Source organism: Pandoraea sp. PE-S2R-1, assembly GCF_002179865.1.
Taxonomy (GTDB): Bacteria; Pseudomonadota; Gammaproteobacteria; order Burkholderiales; family Burkholderiaceae; genus Pandoraea.
This window is the reverse complement of sequence record NZ_NGUR01000010.1, coordinates 886,815-909,046: the sequence shown is the minus strand read 5'-3', so window position 1 is coordinate 909,046 and position 22,232 is coordinate 886,815. Positions and strand designations below refer to the sequence as shown.

The window sequence follows — 22,232 nt, the reverse complement described above, 5'->3', positions numbered from 1 at the left end:
GATCGGGAAATAGTTGAGGGTTTCCGCACTGCCCATTCGTCTTAGCGACTCGGGAAGCCAACACAACGCCAAAAGCGGCGATGTGCACGTTTCCGGCAACGGGGTCGCCGATGGCGAATTTGCCGGAAACGCTTAACTATCAGCGAGGATTCGGGCATGAGCACGCGTGAACGCCAAGGGGCAACGGCAATGGGAAGCAGCGGTCGCAGAATCGGCAAAGAACGTGTGCGCCGTTCGCGCAGGGCGGCCCCCGTCGCACAGGCGATCACGCTGTTGCTCACCACGATGGGGGCGGCACACGCCCAGCAAGCGTTCAGTAATGCATGGTTTGCCTCACGCGGTGCCGCACAGGCCACTGCGTCGCAGACGGGGCGCTTGCCCAACGGCATGCCGGTGTCGTCGCTCATGGACCCGTCGGCACAGCAGCAGCAAGCGAACGCGCAACTTCAACGCTCGATCGCAAATCTCGGCTCGGCGGCGCAGAACATTGCGGCGATGCAGGCCGCGCAGGCCAATGCGCGCACGGCGGCAGCCAACAGCGTCACCACGATCCCCGACGGCCTGACCGAAGGCGGCCTGCAGGTCGACACGAACAGCCTGACCAAAGGCTGGATCAATGCCCAAGCGCCCACGCAAACCACAGCGAATGGCAAGACCAACGTCAACATCCAGCAGACCGCCAACAAAGCGATCCTGAACTGGGAGACGTTCAACGTCGGTCGCAATACGTCGGTGAACTTCGCGCAGCAAAGCGACTGGGCGGTGCTCAACCGCATCAACGATCCGAGCGCACGCCCGAGTCAGATTCAAGGGCAGATTCACGGCGATGGCACCGTGCTGATTCTGAATCGCAACGGGGTGATCTTCGGCGGTACCAGTCAGGTCGATACGCGCAATCTGGTGGTCGCGGCGGCGCGAATGAGCGACGCGCAGTTCCAGACTGCGGGGCTCTATGGGGCGAACGGCACGACGCCGACATTCACCGATGCGCTGGGCAAGGTCGAAGTCCAGGCGGGCGCAAACATCACGACACGCACGCCCACGTCCGTGACGCAAGGCGGCGGCTATGTACTGTTGCTCGGCAATCAGGTCAGCAACGCCGGGACGATCGTCACGCCGCAAGGGCAAGTGGCGCTGGCCGCCGGTGACAGCTTCGTGATTCGCAAGGGCGTGGGCACGGACGCGAACACGCCGTCGACCACGCGTGGCAGCGAGATATCACCGCAGTTCGCCGCGCAGAGCACGGCAGGCAGAGTGGTTAATACGGGCTTGCTGATGGCGCCGGAAGGCGACGTGACGATGGCGGGCCGCGACGTTCAGCAACTGGGCACGGCGGTGTCGACCACGACCGTCAACACGCGCGGCACGATCCACTTGCTTAACTCGGCGAGCGACACGCTGGGCAAGGTGACGCTGGGCAGCGGGGCGCTCACGTCGGTGCTTGTCAGCGACAACGGTGCAACGGCGTTGGACAGCCAACGCGCGGCCCTTATTCAGGACTCCGCCACGCAGGATGTACTGCGCGCGAGCATGACCGCCGGACTGTTCGACAACCTATCGAGACTCTCGGATCGGAGAGATCAATCACGCGTCGAAATCGTGAGCGGTGGAAATGTTGAATTTCAGGGCAACTCGCTCACGCTTGCCACCGGCGGCCAACTCGCCGTAAGTGCCACGGGTCGCAGCTTTGTAACGAGCGGTGCGCGACTCGACGTGTCTGGCGCGCTCGGCGTATCGCTGTCGATGGACAGCAACAACGTCAAGATCAACGTGCAGGGCAACGAACAGCGAGACGCCCCGGGCAACCGCGATAACGCGGCACTGAACAATGCGAACGTCTATGTCGATCGCCGCCGATTGGTCTACGTTCCGGCGGCACTAGGGGGCTACGCGAACGAGCGTTGGTACACCCCGGGCGGGCTGCTGGAAGTCGGCGGCTACCTGGCGAATCAAACGCATGGCATTGGCGAATGGGCCGCGCAGGGCGGCACGGTGACGATCGGTGGCAATGAGGTGGTGACGCAAAAGGGCGCGTTCATCAACCTGTCGGGCGGCTCGCTCAATGTGCAGACCGGCTATCTGAACCAATCGTGGCTCAAGGGGGCAGACGGTCAGGTCTACAACGTCAACACCGCCCCGTCGAACGTGCTCTACACCGGCGTGTACACCGGCTTCGAGGTGGAGCACCCGCGCTGGGGAAAGACTACGACGGAGTCCTACGCGAATCCGCTCATCGCGCCCACGCGCGTGCTGCAAAACGGCTACACCGTAGGTCGCGATGCGGGGCGCCTGACGATTTCGGCACCGACCGCTGTGCTCGAAGGCGATGTGATCGCCAACGTCTACACCGGGCCGGTGCAGACGCAGGCACGTCCGGCTGCACTCACTGACGGTTATGCGCTCAGCCAGTTCGCCGCGGCTCGCTCGGGTTCGCTGACGCTGGGCCAATACTCGGGCGTCGGCCGAAGAGAAGCGTTTACCACCGATGTCGTGATCGGTGATATTGACCGCATCACCGACGGCATGGGTGTCAACGACGCCCTCGCAGACACGCGGAAAAACACAGTGTGGCTCGATGCTGCGCTGATGAACCAGACGCGTTTTGGTGAAATCGATCTCGCGACGCGCGGTGCCATTGCCGTTCGCTCGGATCTCCAACTCGACAATGGCGGTCGTCTCGCGCTGGCCGCGCCAAACATCGATGTGATGGCCAACGTCACCGTGCCGGGTGGCACGGTCAATATCTCCAACCTTCTCCTCCGGGCTGGGGACGTTGGCCCGATCGCATTGCTGCCTGCCTCGGGCGCGGTAAGCCTCTCGCTGGCCTCCGGGTACACCGTGAGCACGCGCGGCGTCTGGGTCAATGCCGCGCTCGATCCGAATTCGACGTCGCAGGTCGCCTATCTCAACGGCGGCAGCGTGACCTTCGATTCCACGGGAGATCTGACGATTGGCCGAGGCAGCTTGATCGACGTGTCCTCCGGTGGCGCAATTCTGACGGGCGGCAAAACCCAAGGTGGCACCGGCGGCAACGTCACGCTCATTGCGGGAGACGCTGGCGGCGGCGTCGGGAGAAGCGTCGGCACGCTGACCTTCGATGGCAATGTCGCGGCCTACGGGGTGAACGGGGGCGGCACACTGACACTGTCGACGCCGGACAGTATTCTGATTGGCAACAACGCCGGTATCGCGGGCGGCACGCTTGCGGCGGGGACGCCGGCTGCCGTGTCGGTGAAACTCGCGCAGACACTGACGATTGCGGCGGGTACGCCGCTGCCGATGGACCTTGTCGAAAAACATACGACGATGGTCTACGACACGCCGACGCTGGCAGATATCGCGATGTCAGGCGTGCCGGTGGGCGCGACACTCGCGGATTGGGTTGTGCCGAAAGGGCTGCTGCTCAAGTCCCGGGATATCAACAATCAAGACACTTACTTTTTCGCTGGGGATACGATTCCGAAGGGGACCGTCCTCACGGGATGGGGCGGAAGCGGCGTCATCGCGAAGGGGACGGTGGTGCCTTCCAACGTCTTTCCGAACGGCATTCCGGTCGATCCATATCAGTTCGTCTTCACGGCAGGCTCGGTGCTCACCGTGCCGAAGACCTATACCGTCGGCTCGATCGTTCCTGCCGGTGTGGTGCTCACGAAGACGATTGCCGTCACACCGGTCCCGACGTTCAACGCCGGCACATCGGGCAGCGGGAATTCGCTCTTCAATGCCGGATTTTCCAACTTCGATATCAATGGCGGACAGGGGGTGCGTGTCGACAATGGCGTCGCGCTCGCGCCTGTCATGCCGGTCTACCGATTCACGGCGGATAGCCTGAAGGCGGTGACGGGCAGCGATCCGTCCAAAGCGATGGCGCTCTGGACGCCGCCCGTATTTGTGGAGAGTCCGCAGACCGACGCGCTCACGCAGCGCGCAGGCGCGAGCATCGCGCTGCGATCGCTGCGCAAGGATGAACAAGGCAATCCGGCGGGCGGCAGTATCGTCGTTGCGCCGGGGGCTTCCGTGACGGTCGATCCGGGACAGAACATTACGCTCGACGCCTTCGGTCAGATGACGGTCGACGGCACACTCAGCGCACGGGCAGGCAAGATCAATCTGATTGGCGACGCCGACGGTGCCTTCTCGGCCTCGCGCAATTTCGACGAGAACGGCGTCGTTCGCGGCACCTCGCTCTGGCTGGGTTCGAACGCGAAGCTCGACGTCTCGGGCGTGGGCTATTCGGCCATCGACGGGTCCGGGCGCACCTACGGCACGGTGTTCGATGGCGGCACGATCAGTCTGAGCGGTGGTACGTCGTTTGTCGTCGTCCGCCCCGGTGCGGAACTCAACGCCGATGGCGCCAATGTGACGGTCGATACGGCCACCGTCGCTGGCCAGCCGGTGAGCGCAAGCGGTCGCATGTCGCGCACTTCCAATGGCGGTGCCATTGCGCTCGGTTCGATGGGGGGCCTGCAACTCGACGGCAATCTCCATGCGTTCTCCGGTGGTCAGGGGGCGTCGGGCGGGGATCTTTCGGTCTCGATGCTCACGCCGTTCTACCCCGATCTGTCCAACGCGATACCGAAAAGCGTACTCGTCCCGAGTGTGCTGACGCTCACACAGTCGCGAGTGTCCGCTCCCAGCCTGAGCGGCCCGGGCTCGCCGGTAGCGGCGTTGCCGCTGGGTCGTGCCACCGTCGGTGTCGACATGGTCAAGGCGGGCGGCTTCAGTTCGCTCTCCCTGACCTCGGGCGACTACATGATGTTCAGAGGCGACGTGTCGCTCGCAATGGACAAGAGCCTGAAGCTCAATGCCAACGCTTACGCGTCGGGCGAGAAGTTGGTGGCGGGCGACGACCCTGCCACGAAAGCGAGCAGCAACACCGTCCGTCTGTCGGCGCCGTATGTCCTGCTCAGTGGCAAAGTTGTCGCGCCGCCAGACGGTGTGGTCAGCGGCTCGATTACCAACCCCGGCGCGTCGGGGCGGCCGACAACGGCGACCTTCGAAATCGACGCCAACTTGATCGATGTGCAAGGCCCGGTGCTATTCTCGGCGCGCACCGGCTATTACGACTCGGTGAACTACGTCAACGTCGATACTTCGTCGCCGGGGTTCCGTACGACGCGGCTCGTCAGTCAGGGCGATATCCGTTTCCTGCCGACGCCCGCCGTGCAACAAGGCACCAGCCTGATCACATCCTGGGATTTCGATCTGGAAGCCGCGCAGGTTTATCCGACGACCGGGGCTGTCGCGAGCATTGTCGCGGGACAACAGCGCGTGAACGACTACGCGGGCACGCTGTCGTTGGGACGCACCACGGCGACGATCCCCGACGCCCCGCTGTCAGTCTTCGGCACGCTTTTCCTGTCGGCGCCAAACGTTCGCCAGGGGGGCGTGTTGCGCGCACCTTTCGGTAAGTTGATGATCGCGGCGACACCCGCGGCATTACAGGGCGGAAACGTCTACACGAAGGACATCGAGTTCTTGCCCGGCAGTCTTACCTCCGTGTCGATGAACGGCATGACCGTGCCTTACGGCGGTACGGTGGATGGCGTGACGTACGCGTACAACGGCGCGGCGTTGGCCCCGCTCATCGGCTACGGGCTGGGACTCACGTTGAGTGCGGGCGGATCGGGTATCTCGCTCGAAGGATTGACGATGCGTGTCGACAACGGTGCCGTGCTCGACCTCACGGGCGGGGGCACCATCGCCGGCGCGGGATTCGTCTCGGGACGTGGCGGGTCGGTCAACGTGCTCAACACGCCACTGGTCAACGCCAACCCGACCATGAAGCTCAGTCGCGTGAGCGACAAGGTCTACACCATCCTGCCGGGCTACACGTCGGCCTACGCACCCGTCGCCGCAGAGAACGGCGCGGGAGATCCGGTCATCGGTCAGCGCATCACCCTCGGCGACGGGGTTCCCGGACTGCCACCCGGCACCTACACCTTGCTGCCGTCCAACTATGCACTGCTGCCCGGGGCTTATCGCGTCGAGATCGGCGGTACGGGACAGAATCTGCCGGCCACGGCGACCGCTGCCGGCAACGGCACCTACCTCGTCTCCGGGTACACGAGCATCGCGAACACATCGACACGCAGTCAGTTACCGTCGACCGTGCTGGTCACACCGGGCACGGCGGTGCGCAAGTACTCTCAGTTCAACGAGCAGGGCTATAGCGAGTTCATGACGAGCCGGGTACAGCAGTTCGGGGGGCTGATGCCCATGCTGCCGCGCGACGGCAAGGGGCTGCAATTCCTGTTCGACATTCCGTATGCGCCGGACCCGATGCCCGCGACGAGCGTGCTGTCGTTCGGTGGCAAGGCGCTGTTCCAGCCCACGACCGGCGGTGTGGCGGGGCAGGTCGCCGTGCTCAACATCGGCGAGATCACAAACGGTGGCGTGACGCCTGGCTTCAATGGTCTGTCGGTGAGTGCTGCGGACCTGAACGCGATCGGCGCCCCGCGACTGAACATCAACGGAAGTGCCGGGCCACTCAATGGTGTCTTCTACTTCCAGCCGAGTTCCGGGGCCGCAGACCTGTATGTGCGCGACGGCGTGACGCTCAGTGCAGGAGAAATCTACCTCGTCGGCAACAACCTCAATATTGGTAACGGTGTGACGTTGAGTACGGTCGGCCGTGGGCCTGCCACCTTTGATACGGCGTCGACCGGCATGAAGTACTCGTCAGGGACGTCGACGGTGCTCGGGTTGTCCAATGGAGACATTCAGTTCCTGGGATCGACCGCCAGCAACGGATCGATCAACATCGGCGCGGGTTCCGGGCTGTATGCCGAGGGCACGCTGGCGCTTGCCACCAACGGCGCGTCGAACATCGATAACAGCGCGCATTTCGGCGCGCGCAATATTGCGTTGGCCGTCGGCACGCTCAATGTTGGCGATGCGACGCAGATCGCGGCAGCCGGCAATCCGGCGGGCGTGCGGTTCAATCAGTCGGTGCTCAACACGCTGTTGCAGGGCGATCCGGCGCATGGCGCACCTGCGTTGCAACGTCTGACGCTGAGTACGGCAAATTCCCTCAATCTATTTGGCAACAACGGATTGGACACACGGGGAACGGGTGTCGATCTCGTCCTCAATTCGGCCGCGATTTTCGGTATCGGTGCGTCGACCGATCAGGCAATCGTCGCCGCTGATCGCATTACCTGGAACGGCATACCCGGCGCCAGCGCACCGGCGGTAGCTGCCGGCGACCCGGGGATGGGCAACGGCTCGCTTCGGTTCGTCGCGCGGGAAATCGACCTTGGGCAGGTCGTGACGCTCGATACGTCGAACGTCAATCGCACGATCTATGGCTTTGGCAACGTCGATTTCGCGGCGAGCGAACGGATCGTCTCGGCCGGCCGCGGGGCGCTGTACGTCTATCAGGCACCGGGTTCGCAACTGGGTAGCGTTCTCGGCCAGAGCGGTACAGGGGGCAATCTCACGCTGACCACGCCGGTGCTGACCGGTGCGGCAAAGTCGATCATGAACTACTCGGCGGGCGGCACACTGAGCGTGGCCGCACCCGCTGGCGCGACACCGGGGGCGGCGACGTCGAGCGTTGCGGGTGCCGAGATCGATCTTTCCGGCAACAACGTGAATATCGGCAGTACCGTGCGCCTGCCGAGCGGCAAGTTCGTGGTCAATGCCGCGAACGACATCGTGCTCGACGGGAATAGCCGGATCGACCTTCGCGGTCAGCCGACGATGATCCAGACCGCCACCGCCTACGGATTTGGCGGCACCGCCAGCTTCAATAGTGCGCAAGGCGACGTCCGGCAAATGACCGGATCGGTCGTCGACGTGTCGGCGCAACAAGCCAACGCCGGCGCGATCTCCATCGACGCCAGCAAGGGCACCGTCTCGCTGGTCGGCAAGATGCTGGCGAGCGCCAACGACGGCTATACGAGTGGTGCGTTCGGCGCGTCCGCAGGCACCTTTTCGGATTTCGCCGGATTGAACGCACTGCTCACGCAAGGCGGCTTCTTCGACGCCCGTAGTTTCGACCAGAAGCAGGGCGATCTGGTCGTTGGCGATGGGGTCAACGCGCACAACATCGGCATCGCCGCCGATCGCGGCACCTTGACGGTCAACGGCACTATCGACGCGTCTGGCGCAGCGCCGGGCACCATTCGTCTGTCGGGGGGCAACGGACTGACGCTCGGCAGCAGCGCCGTGCTCGATGCACACGGCACGTCGCTGCAAGTCGACAGCTACGGTGCGCCCATCGAGGCGAAGAATCGTGGACACGTCGAACTCACGGCCGCAGGTGGCACGCTGTCGCTCGCACCGGGCGCCACCATCGACGTGAGCACGCCGGGTGGCAAGCATTATGGCGACGTGATCCTGAACGCCATGCGTACCGCAGAGACCGCTAGCGACGTCGCGATCAGCGCGGCCGGTCCGCTGACGATTCGCGGTGCGGGCAGCCTCGCTCTGAACGGTGTGTGGACGTACATGCTGCCTTCGGGCAGCGTAGTCACGCAATCGACGCTCGACGGCTACGATGCGGCGAGCACCACCTTCATGAATCTGGCGTTGGGCAATGCGGCGCTGGGCGCGCGAACCGCTGGCCTGGCTGCCTACGGCAACACCTACCATCTTCGTCCGGGGGGGCAGATTGCGTCGTTGGGCGATCTCGCGACGTCCGGCGACATCGATCTCGCGAAGTACCGCTACGGGGCGGGCGCAGATCGCGATCCGAATTCGGCGACGTATGGTGCGGGGGAGCCGATGGCACTGATCTTTCGCGCTGCCGGCAATCTGAAGATCGGTGGCAGCATCTCCGACGGGTTCACCGCGACCCGCGCGGGTTCGCCGGTATTCTCGACCATCACGCCGAGCACGTTCTCGACTGACACGGCGCACTTCGTCAAGCAGGGTGTCATTCTCTGGCGCATGATCGCCGGCAACCAGATGGTCGTGAGTAACCCGGCCGGCTGGGTCGTGCCGACGCTCAACACCGGGGTCGCCCTTCCGCTCCCGTTCCGGCCGATGTCGGCGAATGGCACGACCTATGCCTCGGGCACGGTCATTCCTTTCGGCACGACGTTGACCCGCCTGTACGTGCCGGTGGGCTCGGAAACCCCTTCGGCGGCCAGTCTGTCGCTGCAAACGGACCCGGGTTCGCCCGCCGCTGCCGCCACGTCGGCGCGTGCGAGCCTGCTGGCGCCCGGGACCCGCTCTGCGTCGTTGCGGCTGGTGGCGGGGGCCGATTTGGCCGGCGCCGATCAGCGCGCATTGCAGTCAGTGACAGCGCTTGGCGGCGCCGGCAATCTCACCTTGAGCGACAGCGTCTACGACCCGTCGCAGACGGGCACATTTTTCAGCGTGCTGCGCACCGGCACGGGTAATCTCGATCTGCTCGCCGGTGGCAGCTTCAACGAGACCACGCCGTATGGCGTCTACACCGCGGGCACGCAATCGGCCTCGATCCTGTCGGCCGACGGGCGCAACGCGTACAACTTGCCCGGTGCGGGAACGGGCAATCTCTTACAGGCGTGGTTTCCGGAGCATGGCGGCGACGTGTTGCTCACAGCGCAGCAAGACGTGCGCGGCAACATCCAGTTGACCAACAATCCGCTGCGTTATGTGAACAGCAATCTGGTGGGCAATTGGCTCAACCGGCAGGGCGGCGGGGGTGTGACGACGGACCCGGCTGCGTGGTCGATCAACTTCGGCTCGCTCGCGAAGACGGACCCTAACGCGAACGGTCTGCAACTGATCGGCTTCCAGGGTATCGGGACGCTTGGCGGCGGCAACCTGACCGTCATCGCCGGGCGCGACGCCGGGGTGGCGTCTGCCGCACCGGGAGGGTTGACGTCGAACGGTCTGGATCTGGCCGTGGCATCGACCGGGCGCGTGCTTGCCGACGGCACACTCGTGCAGACCGGCGGCGGTGACATCACGCTGAAAGTCGGGGGGCGGCTCAACGACGCCGATCCGGTGGCCGTCAGCACCTTCCGGCGGGACTATTTCGGTTCGTTGACGGCGTTGCGTGGCGATACCTCGGTCGAGGCCGGCGCGGTCGGTGCCATCGTCACGCAATCGGGGGGCGTTTCCTGGACCACCTATGACCCGCGCGCCTTCGATCCCAATGCGATCAAGCTGACCTCGCGCGCGCCAGGACCGACGTTGGTGACCGGAGATGGCTCGGCGAGCGTCGTGTCGCGAGGCGATCTGGTGCTTGCCGGCGCGAGTGACCCCGGGATGGCGGTCTTCACCGATGTGGGGGGCGGCTATTTCACGACATCCGGAACGGGCGCCTCTGCGTCGGTCACGAAAGGGGGCTTCACGAAGCACACCCTCTGGACGCCGTCGACCGGCATTCGCCTGTTATCGGCGGGCGGCGATGTTGCGCCGCTCTCGGGCGGCGGTGGCGGCGAGTTGCAGAACTCCACGGGCTTTTACCCTGGGAGCCTGAGCGCTGCGGCGCTGAACGGCGACGTGCGCTTTAGCGAAGGGCAGACGATCGAGTTGATGCCGTCGCCGATCGGACAGCTTCAGGTGCTTGCGGCCGGCTCGATCTACGGTGGCGGCTCGTCGATTGCCATGTCGGGTGCCGATATGGCGAGCGTGGCAACACCGGGTCATCCGCTCTTTTCGACGATGCGGGGCTTCAATCCCAACACCCGGACAAATGCCAGCGTGAACGCTGCGATGCGTCTCAACGACAACAGCCCGCTCGCGTTCGGCGAGGATTATCCGTCCGGCAGTCTGCATGCGCAGGATGCGACGCCGGCCCGGATCTACGCAGGTATCGACATCGATGACTTGCAGATCGGCCTTTCCAACTCGGTTTTTCGGGTCGGGTCGAGTGGATTTACGCCGAGCCATGCGCAGTGGTTTGTCGCCGCGAAGCCGTTCGAGGTGATCGCGGGACGCGACATCGTGGGCACCGGCACGTTGCCGAGCACCTTCCTGAATCAGTCAGACAGCGACGTCTCGATGATGAAGGCGGGGCGCGACATCATCTATCAATCGGCGAGCATCGTCGGGCCGGGATTGCTACAGATTCAGGCCGGGCGCAACGTGTATCAGGGCTTCTACGGTCAGTTGCAAAGCATCGGCGACGTCACGCATCCATCCAATACAAACGGCGGCGCGGGGATTTCCGTGCTGGCTGGCGTCGGGGCCAATGGCCCGGACTACTCGCGCTTCGCACGGCTTTATTTCGACCCGGTCAATCAATTGGCGAGCGGCTCACCGCTGGCCGACAGCGGCAAGGTGGTTCACGCCTACGGCGATGAACTGCTGGCATGGCTCAAAAGCCGATTTGGCTACGATGGCAAGGCATCGGACGCGCTGGCTTACTTCCTCGCGTTGCCGCAGACCCAGCAAGGCGTGTTCGTGCGTCAGGTCTATTTCAAGGAATTGCTGTTGGGTGGTCGCGAGTACAACGACACGTCGAGTCCGCGCTACGGCAGCTATCTGCGCGGCCGCGAGGCCATCGCCACGCTGTTCCCCACGAGCGATGCGCAGGGCAATGCAGTGAACTACAACGGTGCGATCACGCTGTTTAGCAGCGTCACCGGATCGACGACGGTCAACGGCAAGCCCGTGCCCGTGACGACCGACGCCACGGTACGCACCAACTTCGGCGGTGATATCCAGATGCTTAATCCGGGCGGGCGCACGCTCGTCGGTGTGGAAGGCGTGACACCGGGCGCGGTGGCGGGTGTCGTCACGCAGGGCGATGGCGATATTCAGTTCTACAGCCGCGACAGCATTCTGCTCGGGCTGTCACGGGTGCTGACGACCTTCGGCGGCAGCATTCAGGCGTGGTCGGCGCAGGGCGACATCAACGCCGGCCGCGGCGCGAAGACAACGGTGCTCTACACACCGCCCAAGCGCGTGTACGACGACAGTGGCAACGTGACGTTGTCGCCCTCGGTGCCGTCGAGCGGAGCCGGCATTGCCACGCTCGCACCGTTGCCGGAAGTGCCGCCGGGTGACGTCGACCTCGTGGCACCGCTGGGCACGATCGATGCAGGGGAGGCGGGCGTGCGCGTGTCGGGGAACGTCAACTTCGCTGCGCTCGCGGTCGTGAATGCCGCCAACGTGCAGGTGCAGGGCAAGTCGACGGGCTTGCCGATTGTGGCGGCCGTCAACGTCGGTGCGCTCACCAATGCGAGCGCGACGGCGGCGCAGGCAGCGTCGGCCGCGCAGGATGCCATGGCGCGCGAGCGTGTCGCGCAACGCCAGAACACACCGTCGATCTTCTCGGTGCGGATGTTGAGCACCGGGGGCGGCGCTACCGACGGCACCGGGGGCAGTGACACGCCTGCCGGATCTCGCGTACAGGGCACGCTTGGTTACGACCGGTCGAGTCTTCTGCAACTGGTCGGCAGCGGGAGTCGTCTCGATCCGCGTCAACTCGCGCGGCTGACCGATGAGGAGCGTCGGGCGCTGAACACGCATTGAGTGGTATGAGGCCCCGGCGCCGTCATCCAACACAGGCGGTGCTGTTTAAGCCGGTCTGTGCGGTGGTGCGCCGCCTCGACTTTATTCTGAGCCGCGTGGGCAAGCGCGAGCGGCTAAGTTTCGGAGAAAATCTGGTCCTTTCGATTAAAGAAATGTCGATGTCCTTCCGTAAAGCTCTGTCTGAGCCAGTTCTTGCTGGCTGAGAATCCGGAGCGCGCTGCGGATCGTGCGTACTGCTGACATTCAGCATCAGTCGGCGCGCGAGCTGCGTTGCGGGGAAAGCCGGTGTGTGGAGTCTCACGTCCCATACGTCGGCGGCTTCCGGTTGTTAAGTAATACAAATTTAATCGACCAGAATAATCAATAACATGAAGGTTCGTAATCTCTCTAACGTCGCGATTGTCAGTCTGCTGCTTGCACTTACGGGGTGCGCGTCAACGTCGAATCCCGATCTCGTCCGCTCGGCCGACCCGGCGCTTGTGGCGTCGTTGAAGCAGGGGGTGGCGGTGCCGACCATTGAATCGAATGGTCTCGACATCGCTGACGAGGTGAAGGCGGGCATGATTCAAGCGTTCAAAACACAAGCCGAAAAGAACGGGATGGTGGTGTCGCCGGCTGGCGTCCCGGTAAAGGTCACGGTACAGGAGTACAACGCCCGCTCGGCTGCCGCGCGCGTGTTGCTCGGCGTTCTCGGGGAAAGCGATCGCATTAAAGCCCGAGTGGACGTGTCGGGAAAGACCTATACGGTTGAAGACTCGGCGCGCAGCAGTATCAACGGGATCGATTTGGTCGCACAGAACGTCGGCTCGGATGTGGCCAACGGCATTGCCACCATCGCGGGTGTGACGGTAAACACAATTCAACGTGTTCAGCCGCCTCCCGGCATGACGACGCGTTAATTCGTCTGCATCACGACACGAAGCAGAAAGGGTTGCGAGGCGTTTCGCCCTCGCAACCCTGACTATCATCTCTCCGGCAACGCCCCGGTCGATGCATCTTCCAGCGACCTTCCTTTGGTCGACGGGCCGTAAAGCGCGATGCAAATCGCTGCCACCAGCAGGATGACGTCGCTGATGATGAACACGAACAGTTTGCCTTTGAGCACGGCGAACACGCCGAAGACCAGCAGCAACAGAATCGCTCCGGCTCGCCCCCAAGCTGACGCCAGCCCCATCCCCGTCGCACGAATCTCCGTCGGATACAGCTCCGGCGTGTAGCTGTAGATCGCTGTCGAGCCAAGGGCGAGGCAGAATGCCGTCAGTCCGCCGAACGCCATGAGCGCCCCCGATGTCGTCGACAATCCGAACAACGTGCCGAAAATAGCAGTGCCGATGAAGGCGAGAATGGCCGTAGGCTTGCGGTCGAGCCAATCGACCACGTAGCCGCCGAACACATACCCCGGGATCACCGATGCGTAGATCGCAATGGAGAACTCGAACGACTTGACGATGCTGAAGCCCTCCATGGCAAGCAGCGTCGGCACGAAGGTCATGAACGTATAGAGCACGCCGTATTCGGCAAACCACGCCGCCCACAACATCAGTGTCACCTTGCGAAAGCGCGGGCTCAGCAAATCCCGGGCACGCCAGACCTTGGCCGGCTTGGCGGCAACGGTGGACGCAGCGGGTGTCACCTCCGCATCCTCGGGCAACTTCCGCCCGACACGTTGCTCGATCGACGCGAGCACGGCCTCGGCTTCGGCCGCTCGTCCGCGAAGCAACAACCAGCGTGGCGACTCGGGCAGACCCGAGCGCATCAGGCCGACGACGACGGCAAACGGCAGCGTCAGGAACAGAGCAGCGCGCCAGCCCCAATGCGGAATGATGTTCAATGCCCAGAGCGGCGACACTGCAATGCCCAACGCAAAGAAGCCCATCATCCAGCCGCCTAATTTGCCGCGCACGCGCGTCGGCCAGAGTTCGGCCAGATACGCCGGGACGATCGAGCTCTCCGCACCCACGAACAACCACGTAAAGAAGTTCAGCGCCGCAAACGACCACACGTCGTTCGCCAGCCCACGCGATGCGGAAAACAGCGAATACAGCACCAGCGTGAGCATGATCATCCGTTTGCGCCCGAACCGGTCGGCCGCGAAACCGGCCATCGCGGACCCCACGAGATAGCCGCCTAGCCCAATGGCGGAAATCACGCCGATCGTCGCGGCGTCGAAACCCCACAGCGGCCGCAACGTGGCCAGCACGAAGCCGGTGATGACGGTGTCGAGCGTATCGAAAAACAACGAGAGCGCTGCAACGACAAGCACCGTCAGATGAAAGCGCGACACCGGCAAGCGGTCGAGCCGCCGGGCAATGTCCTGCTGAGTCAGTACCGAATGCGTCGGCACCGAAGTGGCGGAGCCCGGGGCAGCACCGCTACCGGAGATCCGGCCGGCATCGCCGGTCTGGCGAGCGTCGAATTGAGAAGTCGTCATGTTCTGGTCTGTCTGTGGGTGCCGGCCTGCGCGCCGGCACCGTTGTCATGGGGAATCGCTGCGTCGATTCGCGTCACGTCGATTCGTGTCAGGCCGATGCGCCAGTGCCCGGGTGAAATTGGCCATGCCCCGGCGTGCCGACAATCTTGCCGTGGTCCATGACCGTCTCGCCGCGCACGATGGTGTAGACCGGCATACCCGTCGTACGAATGCCTTCCCACGCGGTGTACCCGGCTTTCGTGTGCATGTCGGCAACGGTAAACGTTTGCGCTTGCGCCATGTCGACGATGGTGAAATCGGCGTCGGCGCCACACTGGATGCGGCCTTTCTTCGGGTACTGGCCAAAGCGTTTGGCCGGCGCTTCGGCACAAAGGCGCGCGACATCCTGAAGCGTCAACTTTCCTTCGTTCACGGCATTGAGCACCAGCGGAATGAATTCCTGCGCCCCCGTAATGCCCAGCGGGACCGAGAAGTTGTCCTGCCAGCCCGGTGTGATCTCTTCGAGTGTGTGAGGCGCATGCTCGCCGACCAGCATGTCGGCCGTGCCGTCGCGAACCGCCGCCCAATGGCTCTCCGGCGCGTACGCCCACGCATAGGCACCCGGCCCCACCTTCTCCGCTTGCGCACGCGTCATGAACAGCGTCGCAGACTCCATCTCGCCGGAGATGTCCTGCCCCTGCGCCTTTGCCTGTCTCACCAGTTCGTTCGCCCCCGGCGGCATCACCCCCATGTGCAGAACGTGCAGACGAACACCGGTCAGCCGCGCGTAATAAATCGACGCCGCCAAGCCCGCCGCCATGCCGTGGCCATACATGTAACCGCGCTCGTACGCCTCCATGTAGTCACGATTGCTGGTCTTCCCCGGATTGATGTAATCGCGAAACGTCAGGCGTTTGCACCACTCGCTGTCGTCGTGATGTACGGCACAGATCAGCCCCTTGTCGGCGACCGCTTCGTACAGTTCATGCAGGATGCCGTGATCGACCACGCCCAACTCGGAAATGTACGGATACACCTCTTTCACGTGCCGGGTGTTGAACACCTTGATGCCAATTGCCCCGGCCTCGGCCAGCGCCTCGACCGTCTTCGGATACAGACCTCCGCCGTACAACGCATAGTCGACCAGCGCTTTCGGCGCGATGGTTTCGCGCTTGAGCATGAACGACTCGAGCGTCGTCGGGTGCGGATCGTTGTTCGTCATGTCGATGCAGAACGTAATCCCGCCGGCTGCCGCAGCCGTCGTGCCCGACGTGAAATCCTCTTTATACGTGTGCCCCGGCTCGCGAAAGTGGCAATGCACGTGCCACAGTCCCGGCAGCACATCCAGACCATTCGCGTCGATGGTTCGCAGCGCCGGGGGCGTGTTCGCGTCGTCCGTCAACGCCACGATTTTCCCGCCCCGTATGCCGATGTTCAGTGTCGAGAACCCCTCTGGCGTGTGCACTCGGCCGCGCCTGATCACCAGGTCCATGGGTTGTTCGTTCATCTCAATCTCCAAAATACACAGTAAATACACAACAAATTGTTTGTGTATAAAAATATTGTGTCAAGTGGGGATTGTTCGCTACACTGGCGGCCAATCGATCACTTCCCGTCTCACCATGCGCAAGAAAGCAGAGGCCGCTCAAGACGCGGCGACCAAACACGTCAAGGGTTCCGGGGCTTCCAAGGCCTATCAGTTGCTGCGCGATCGCATCGTCTCGCTCGAAATGCATCCCGGCGACGACATCGACGAGCAGGCGCTTGTCGATGAACTGGGCATTTCACGCACGCCGCTGCGCGAAGCGATGATTCGTCTGGCCGCAGAGGGGCTGATCTCGTTGCTGCCGAATCGGGGGGCGCGCGTTTCGTCGATGGACATCCCGCAGTTGCAGGAGCATCTGGAGGCGTTCGAGTTGACGCAACGCGCCACCACACGACTGGCGGCGCTACGGCGTACGCCCGCCGATCTGGTTCGCATCGAGGCACTGGTCGTCGCGTTCGAGCAAGCGCATGAGAAGGAAGACGTCAACGGCATGATCGATGGCAACTGGGAGTTGCATCTGGCCATCGGTAACGCCTGCGGCAATCGGGTGCTCGCCAAGATCTACGCCAATCTGCTCACCGAAAATTTGCGGATCGCGCGGCTGGCGATGAGCTACGAGACCTTCCCGACGCAAGAGGCCCGGCAGGCGCATCTGAACAGGATTCTGGAAGAGCACCGCGAGATTCTGGACGCCATTCGTGTGCGGGACGCCGAGCGGGCGGACCAGCTCGCTGCCTCCCACACCAATCTCGCGCGCAAACGCGTGACCGAGTACATCTCGCTGAGTGCGCTGGGCAGCATGGCCGTGGGCACGCTGGCGAATGTACCGGGGCTTACCGGAGGGATCTGAAATGTGCGAAGTGTGCGCCGTCTTTGGCGTGAGTGAGCATTGGACGGACGCCGCCGACCCGATGGGCCAGCACTCCGTTGCCGCCGGCATTCTGGAGAATCGCAGCGAGCGCGCTCGCCGGCTGCGGCTGATCAACCGAATTCTGCGCCCGCACGGCTTGAAAGCCGAAGACTGGGACGGCGAATCGTACAGCGTGGAAGACGCCAGCGGCCGCCGTCAGCTGGCTTCCGACTTGTCGTCGTTATGGCGTGTTGCCGAGCATCTGGGCCACACCCTCATCGATCCTCTGGAGGGCGACTTCACGGTCGCGCAATCGTCATGGTCAGACTCGTACCGCGTCTCGAACTGAATATCGTCACGGGCTTTCTCGGCAGTGGCAAAACCACACTGCTCAAGCGTTTTCTGGCGCAACGGCCGCCCGCCTCGACGTTGGTCATCATCAACGAGTTCGGGCGCGAGTCGATCGACGACCGCCTGACGTTGCACCTCAATTCGGAGATTGCGACCATCGCCAACGGTTGCCTGTGCTGCACGGTACTCGACGACCTGCGCGAGACGCTGCTGAACGTGCTGACCCGTCGTGCGCGCGGTGAACTGCCCGAACTGGAACGCATCATCATCGAGACCAGCGGTCTGGCCGACCCGGGCCCCATCTTGGGGACGGTGCTGTCCGACGAGAACCTCGACGAATACCTGCGCGTCGGCGCGTGTATCACGACGTTCGACGCCTTGGAAGGGATTGAGTCGCTGGCGCGATTTCCCGAAGCGGCGGCGCAACTTGCCGCGGCCGATCGCGTCGCACTCACCAAGACCGATTTACTCGACGAGAGCCACTTGAGCACGCTCGTCGACGCCGTGCGTGCCGTCAATCCGGCCTGTGCCATCATGACCAGCGAAGTGCCCGATCGGCTGTTTGCACCGGGACAAGCCACGGCCATCGGTGAGGTCGTCCCTGCACGTCAGACGGGCGCGCATGTGCACACGAGTTCGGTGCAGAGCTTTTCTACCGCGCTCGACGCGTCGCTGGATTGGGCCACCTTTTCGGTCTGGCTCACCGCGCTGCTCAACCGTCACGGCGACCGCATTCTGCGCTTCAAATCCGTGTTGTCGATACGCTCGACACCCGGGCAACTGGTGGTGCAGGGCGTGCGTCATCGCGTCTATCCGCCCAGCCATTTGCCACGAGTCGAAGGTGAATCGTCGACATCGCGGCTGGTGTTCATTACTGACGGACTCGATAAATCGCGCATCCTCGAATCGCTGCACCGGTTTGCCGATGCCCGGCTGATCGACCCGGGTTTTAGTGCGCTGACGATGCAGTAACGACGCGGGGTGGTCGCCGAAACCTGATGCGCGTCCGGCGTTGGCGGCCCCGACCCATTTCAGGAAATACGCATCATGTCGATGAGCGCACGCAGGCCACTCGCCACGTGCCGCCGACTCGGATAGTAGAGACACAGCCCGGGCATGACCGGGCACCAATCGGCAAGTACGCGCTCGAGACGGCCATCGGCCAGTGCGTGTTCGGCGAGGTGATCCGGTACAAAAGCGATGCCGATGCCGTCGAGCGCTGCGCTCACCATGAGCGGCTGATGGTTCAGCGTGAGCGGGCCGGTGACGTTCACCGTTTCCACAACGCCCTTGCGCTCGAACTCCCATCGGTAGATGGCGCCGCTATCGAAGCGAAAGCGAATGCAGTCGTGCCGATAGAGGTCTTGCGGCACTTTGGGGCGGCCATGCGAAGCGAAATACGCCGGAGACCCGACGACCGCAAACGTGACCGGCCCCGACACCTGAACGGCCACCATGTCCTGCGGCACCGCTTCGGTAAGCCGGATGCCGGCATCGAAACCGCCCGCGACGATGTCGCTGAGTTTTCCGTCCGTCACGATATCGAGATGCATCTTCGGATACTCGCGCAGAAAGCGTGCGAGCACCGGCTTCAACACCATATCGATCGCCCCCTCACTCGCGTTGATACGTACCGTTCCGCTCGGTTCGTCGCGCAGCCCTTCGACGCTCTGCATCGCCTCTGCCACCGAGAAAATCGCCGGGCGAAGTTTGTCGGCGAGGCGCGCGCCGGCGTCCGTCAGCGACACACTGCGCGTGGTGCGATGGAACAAGCGAACCCCGAGCCGTTGCTCGAGGTTTTTCACCGAGTGACTGACCGCCGACGGCGTGATGTCCAGTTCGATCGACGCCGTCCGAAAACTGAGGTGCGTGGCTACCGCCAGAAACACGTTGAGCGAGAAGATGTCGGCGCTTCTCAATTGATGAACAGTGCTCATGTTTGTATCAAGATTGGCGAGATTGTAATAATAATGCGTCCTTTTTAGACTGGGCTGGTTTCTCGGCGCTACGTAATCACCGACCGCCGACCACTCGCCGCAATTCAGGTCGAACAAGGAGCCAGCAATGAAGATGAAGGCAGTCGTGATGACGGGGGCCAATCGGCCATGGGAGCTGTGGGAAGTTCCGGTCCCGAAGGCGGAGCCGGGGCAGGTGTTGGTCAAGGTTCACGCCTCGGGGATGTGCTACACCGATGTGTGGTCGACGCAAGGTTATGGCGGCGACATCTACCCGCAGACGCCGGGTCACGAAGTCGTTGGCGAGATCGTCGAAGTGGGCGCCGGTGTACACACGCGACGCGTCGGTGACCGAATCGGCACGACGTGGGTGCAGTCCGCGTGCGGCCGCTGTCCGTATTGCCGGGAGAATCGCCCGCTGTCCGGGCAAACGGCGATGAATTGCGATGCACCGCGCACCACCGGCTTCGCGTCCCAAGGCGGGCACGCGGAATACATCGCCGTGGCCGCGGAAGGGACCGTACTGTTACCCGATGCGCTGGCCTACGTGGATGCTGCGCCGATGATGTGCGCCGGCTACACCACGTGGAGCGGGCTCAGAGATGCCGCGCCGCAACCGCATGAAAAAGTCGCTGTGCTGGGCATTGGTGGCTTAGGGCACGTGGCCTTGCAGTTGTCGAGCGCGTGCGGGTTCGAGACGATTGCGATCACACATTCGGCGGACAAACACGCGTTGGCAACACAGTTGGGCGCGCAACACGTCGTTGCCAACGGCGCGGAGCTTCGCGATATCGGCGGGGCAGATGTGCTGCTGGTGACCTCCAACGATTTCGGCTCGGCAGAGGAAGCCATGGTGGGCTTACGTGTTGACGGTCGCGTCGTGCTTTGCGGATTGGATTTCAGCCGGCCATTCTCGATCTCGTCCGCGGGCAAGCCATTCCACATGATGCGCCAACGAGTCGTCGGCGCCACGCATGGGGGATTGCGATATTTGAGCGAGGTACTCGATCTCGCCGCCAACGGAAAAGTGAAGCCCATCGTCGAGACGTTTGCGCTTGAGCAGGCGACTGAAGCGTACGACCGTCTCGCGACGGGGAAGATGCGCTTTCGCGGCGTATTCACGCCATCGGCAATCCATAGCGATCAAGGATGAGCGCCATGAAAATCCTGTCGGCTCCCTTGTGTTGCGCCGCCGTGTCGGTGCTGCCGACGCTTGCTTTCGCGGCAGATTTTTCGATTCGAAACGATCCGGATACGCGAGTGAGCTTCGTCGTGGAGTGCCGCGACCGATCCGGAAAATCCGGGTCGAATGAAATTACCTTGCAGCCGGGTCAGCGAATGAACATCGGTGACCCCGGATGCAGAACATTCACGGCATCGATATCCACCGACAACGGGACGAGGAGCGGGCGCATCAAGACCTACACACTGGATGCCGGACACTCCTACTACGTATTCTGGAATGACCGGTATTGGGATATTGCGGAAGAGGAGTGATGTCTCGCTCATGCGCCCGCGCGATTCACATCCACGCAGCAGACGACGGCGTCCACGCCGCCATCGTGCTCGCTCAGATAGACATGCCCCACGCCACTGTCGAAATACAGACTATCTCCCGGCGCCAGACGGAATTCGCTGCCATTTTCAAACTGCAAAAGCAAGCTGCCCGATAAAACAAAAACAAACTCTTCGCCCTCGTGGCGAATGTAATCGGGAAAATCTTCCAGCTTGCGCGCTCGAATGTGGGCGCGCATCGGCACCATGCGTTTGTGGGCAAGATCCGAGGCGATCATGCCGTAGCGATAGTTGGGTGTTTCGTATATGGCCTGCTTTCCCGCTTCGGTGAAGCATGGGCGGATCCCTTCGGCGGGTTCGATGTTGCCTTGCCCGAAGAGGGTGGCGTAATCCAGACCAAGGGCCGATGCCAGTGCGCCAAACTTATCGTAGGTGAGGGCAATGTCGCCGCGCTCTGCCTTCGAGATCGTCGATACCGCAACGCCGGAGCGCTCGCTCAACGCCTTGAGTGTCAGCCCGTTCGCCTTGCGCGCATTTCGCAATCGTGCACCCACGGTTTCGTGACTGACTTGGCTATCGCTGCGTTTCTGTTTGCCTGCCGAAGCGGGCTTCTTTCGTGTCGATGGCGTCATAGGGCTGACATAGGCCACGCGTGACCCGGCGATGCGAACCGGCCCTGCATAGCTGATGGTGTCGATCTCTCAGTGTTTTCTCGTATACGAGAATTAAAATTCTCATATATGATAACCGGAATAGCCACAGACACTTTGCGTCGGCGTTGACGGCCGCATCGTCATTCACCGCATCGTCACTTTTTTCCGAGTCCAACAATGAAGAAAGAAATCACGCGTTTGCAAACGAATGCCCGTATGAGCCAGGTGGTCGTTGCTGGTGGTGTTGTCTATCTGGCCGGTCAGGTGCCGATGACGGAGCACGCCACGATTACCGAGCAAACGATCGAAGTCCTGAAGCAAATCGATGCGCTACTCGCGTCGGCAGGCGTGGACAAAACCCATCTTCTCACGGCGAATATCTGGCTTTCCGATGCGCGTTATTTCGATGAATTCAACCGCATATGGGATGTCTGGATTCCTGAAGGAAATGCACCCGCGCGCGCGTGCGTTCAGTCGCCACTGATGCGAGCGGGTTTCGACGTGGAAATTGCCGTGACGGCGTTGGCCTAGC

At 62.9% G+C, this 22,232-nt stretch carries 12 protein-coding genes; 8 read left to right on the top strand and 4 right to left on the bottom strand.

What is annotated here, in order from left to right:
* The first annotated feature begins 156 nt into the window (after positions 1–156).
* Both CDV44_RS14455 and CDV44_RS14450 read left to right on the top strand, forming a co-directional pair.
* A complete protein-coding gene (locus CDV44_RS14455) occupies positions 157–12,420 on the top strand; it encodes a filamentous haemagglutinin family protein (protein ID WP_087688607.1) in 12,264 nt (4,087 codons plus the stop codon).
* Between the two features lie 479 nt (positions 12,421–12,899).
* Entirely contained in the window at positions 12,900–13,319 is a 420-nt protein-coding gene (locus CDV44_RS14450; RefSeq protein WP_141118738.1) for a hypothetical protein, read from the top strand.
* 65 nt (positions 13,320–13,384) lie between these two features.
* Here CDV44_RS14450 and CDV44_RS14445 read toward each other — a convergent pair whose 3' ends face one another.
* Complete coding sequence (locus tag CDV44_RS14445; RefSeq protein ID WP_087688605.1) at positions 13,385–14,851, bottom strand: MFS transporter; 1,467 nt, start codon at positions 14,849–14,851, stop codon at positions 13,385–13,387.
* A gap of 88 nt (positions 14,852–14,939) precedes the next feature.
* Positions 14,940–16,337, bottom strand: a complete 1,398-nt coding sequence (locus tag CDV44_RS14440; protein WP_087688604.1) for a dihydroorotase family protein — start codon at positions 16,335–16,337, stop codon at positions 14,940–14,942.
* Positions 16,338–16,452: 115 nt separating this feature from the next.
* On the opposite strand from CDV44_RS14440, the gene CDV44_RS14435 reads away from it, so the two are divergent.
* Genes CDV44_RS14435 through CDV44_RS14425 form a run of 3 tightly spaced genes read left to right on the top strand, consistent with a single transcriptional unit; the run spans position 16,453 to position 18,549 of the window.
* Positions 16,453–17,226 (top strand): GntR family transcriptional regulator, encoded by a 774-nt coding sequence (locus tag CDV44_RS14435; protein WP_170935986.1) that lies wholly within the window; start codon positions 16,453–16,455, stop codon positions 17,224–17,226.
* A gap of 1 nt (position 17,227) precedes the next feature.
* A complete protein-coding gene (locus CDV44_RS14430) occupies positions 17,228–17,575 on the top strand; it encodes a hypothetical protein (protein WP_087688602.1) in 348 nt (115 codons plus the stop codon).
* The gene (locus CDV44_RS14425; protein WP_170935985.1) at positions 17,545–18,549 is read left to right on the top strand and encodes a GTP-binding protein; all 1,005 of its coding nucleotides are present in this window, start codon (positions 17,545–17,547) and stop codon (positions 18,547–18,549) included. Before CDV44_RS14430 ends, CDV44_RS14425 begins: the two co-directional genes overlap by 31 nt.
* Positions 18,550–18,608: 59 nt before the next feature.
* Here the strand turns inward: CDV44_RS14425 and CDV44_RS14420 are convergent, their stop codons facing one another.
* Positions 18,609–19,514: a LysR family transcriptional regulator gene (locus CDV44_RS14420; RefSeq protein ID WP_087688600.1), complete on the bottom strand. Its 906-nt coding sequence runs from the start codon at positions 19,512–19,514 to the stop codon at positions 18,609–18,611.
* 127 nt (positions 19,515–19,641) lie between these two features.
* On the opposite strand from CDV44_RS14420, the gene CDV44_RS14415 reads away from it, so the two are divergent.
* Together CDV44_RS14415 and CDV44_RS14410 are read left to right on the top strand one after the other, a co-directional pair.
* Positions 19,642–20,685, top strand: a complete 1,044-nt coding sequence (locus CDV44_RS14415) for an alcohol dehydrogenase catalytic domain-containing protein (protein WP_212677112.1) — start codon at positions 19,642–19,644, stop codon at positions 20,683–20,685.
* A gap of 5 nt (positions 20,686–20,690) precedes the next feature.
* Positions 20,691–21,029 carry a hypothetical protein gene (locus CDV44_RS14410; protein ID WP_141118737.1) on the top strand — a complete coding sequence of 113 codons (339 nt, stop codon included), beginning with the start codon at positions 20,691–20,693 and terminating at the stop codon, positions 21,027–21,029.
* Positions 21,030–21,037: 8 nt separating this feature from the next.
* Here CDV44_RS14410 and CDV44_RS14405 read toward each other — a convergent pair whose 3' ends face one another.
* Positions 21,038–21,679 (bottom strand): helix-turn-helix domain-containing protein, encoded by a 642-nt coding sequence (locus CDV44_RS14405; protein ID WP_087688598.1) that lies wholly within the window; start codon positions 21,677–21,679, stop codon positions 21,038–21,040.
* Between the two features lie 198 nt (positions 21,680–21,877).
* Between CDV44_RS14405 and CDV44_RS14400 the strand changes: the two genes are divergently transcribed.
* A complete protein-coding gene (locus CDV44_RS14400; RefSeq protein ID WP_087688597.1) occupies positions 21,878–22,231 on the top strand; it encodes a RidA family protein in 354 nt (117 codons plus the stop codon).
* The last annotated feature ends 1 nt before the right edge of the window (position 22,232 follow it).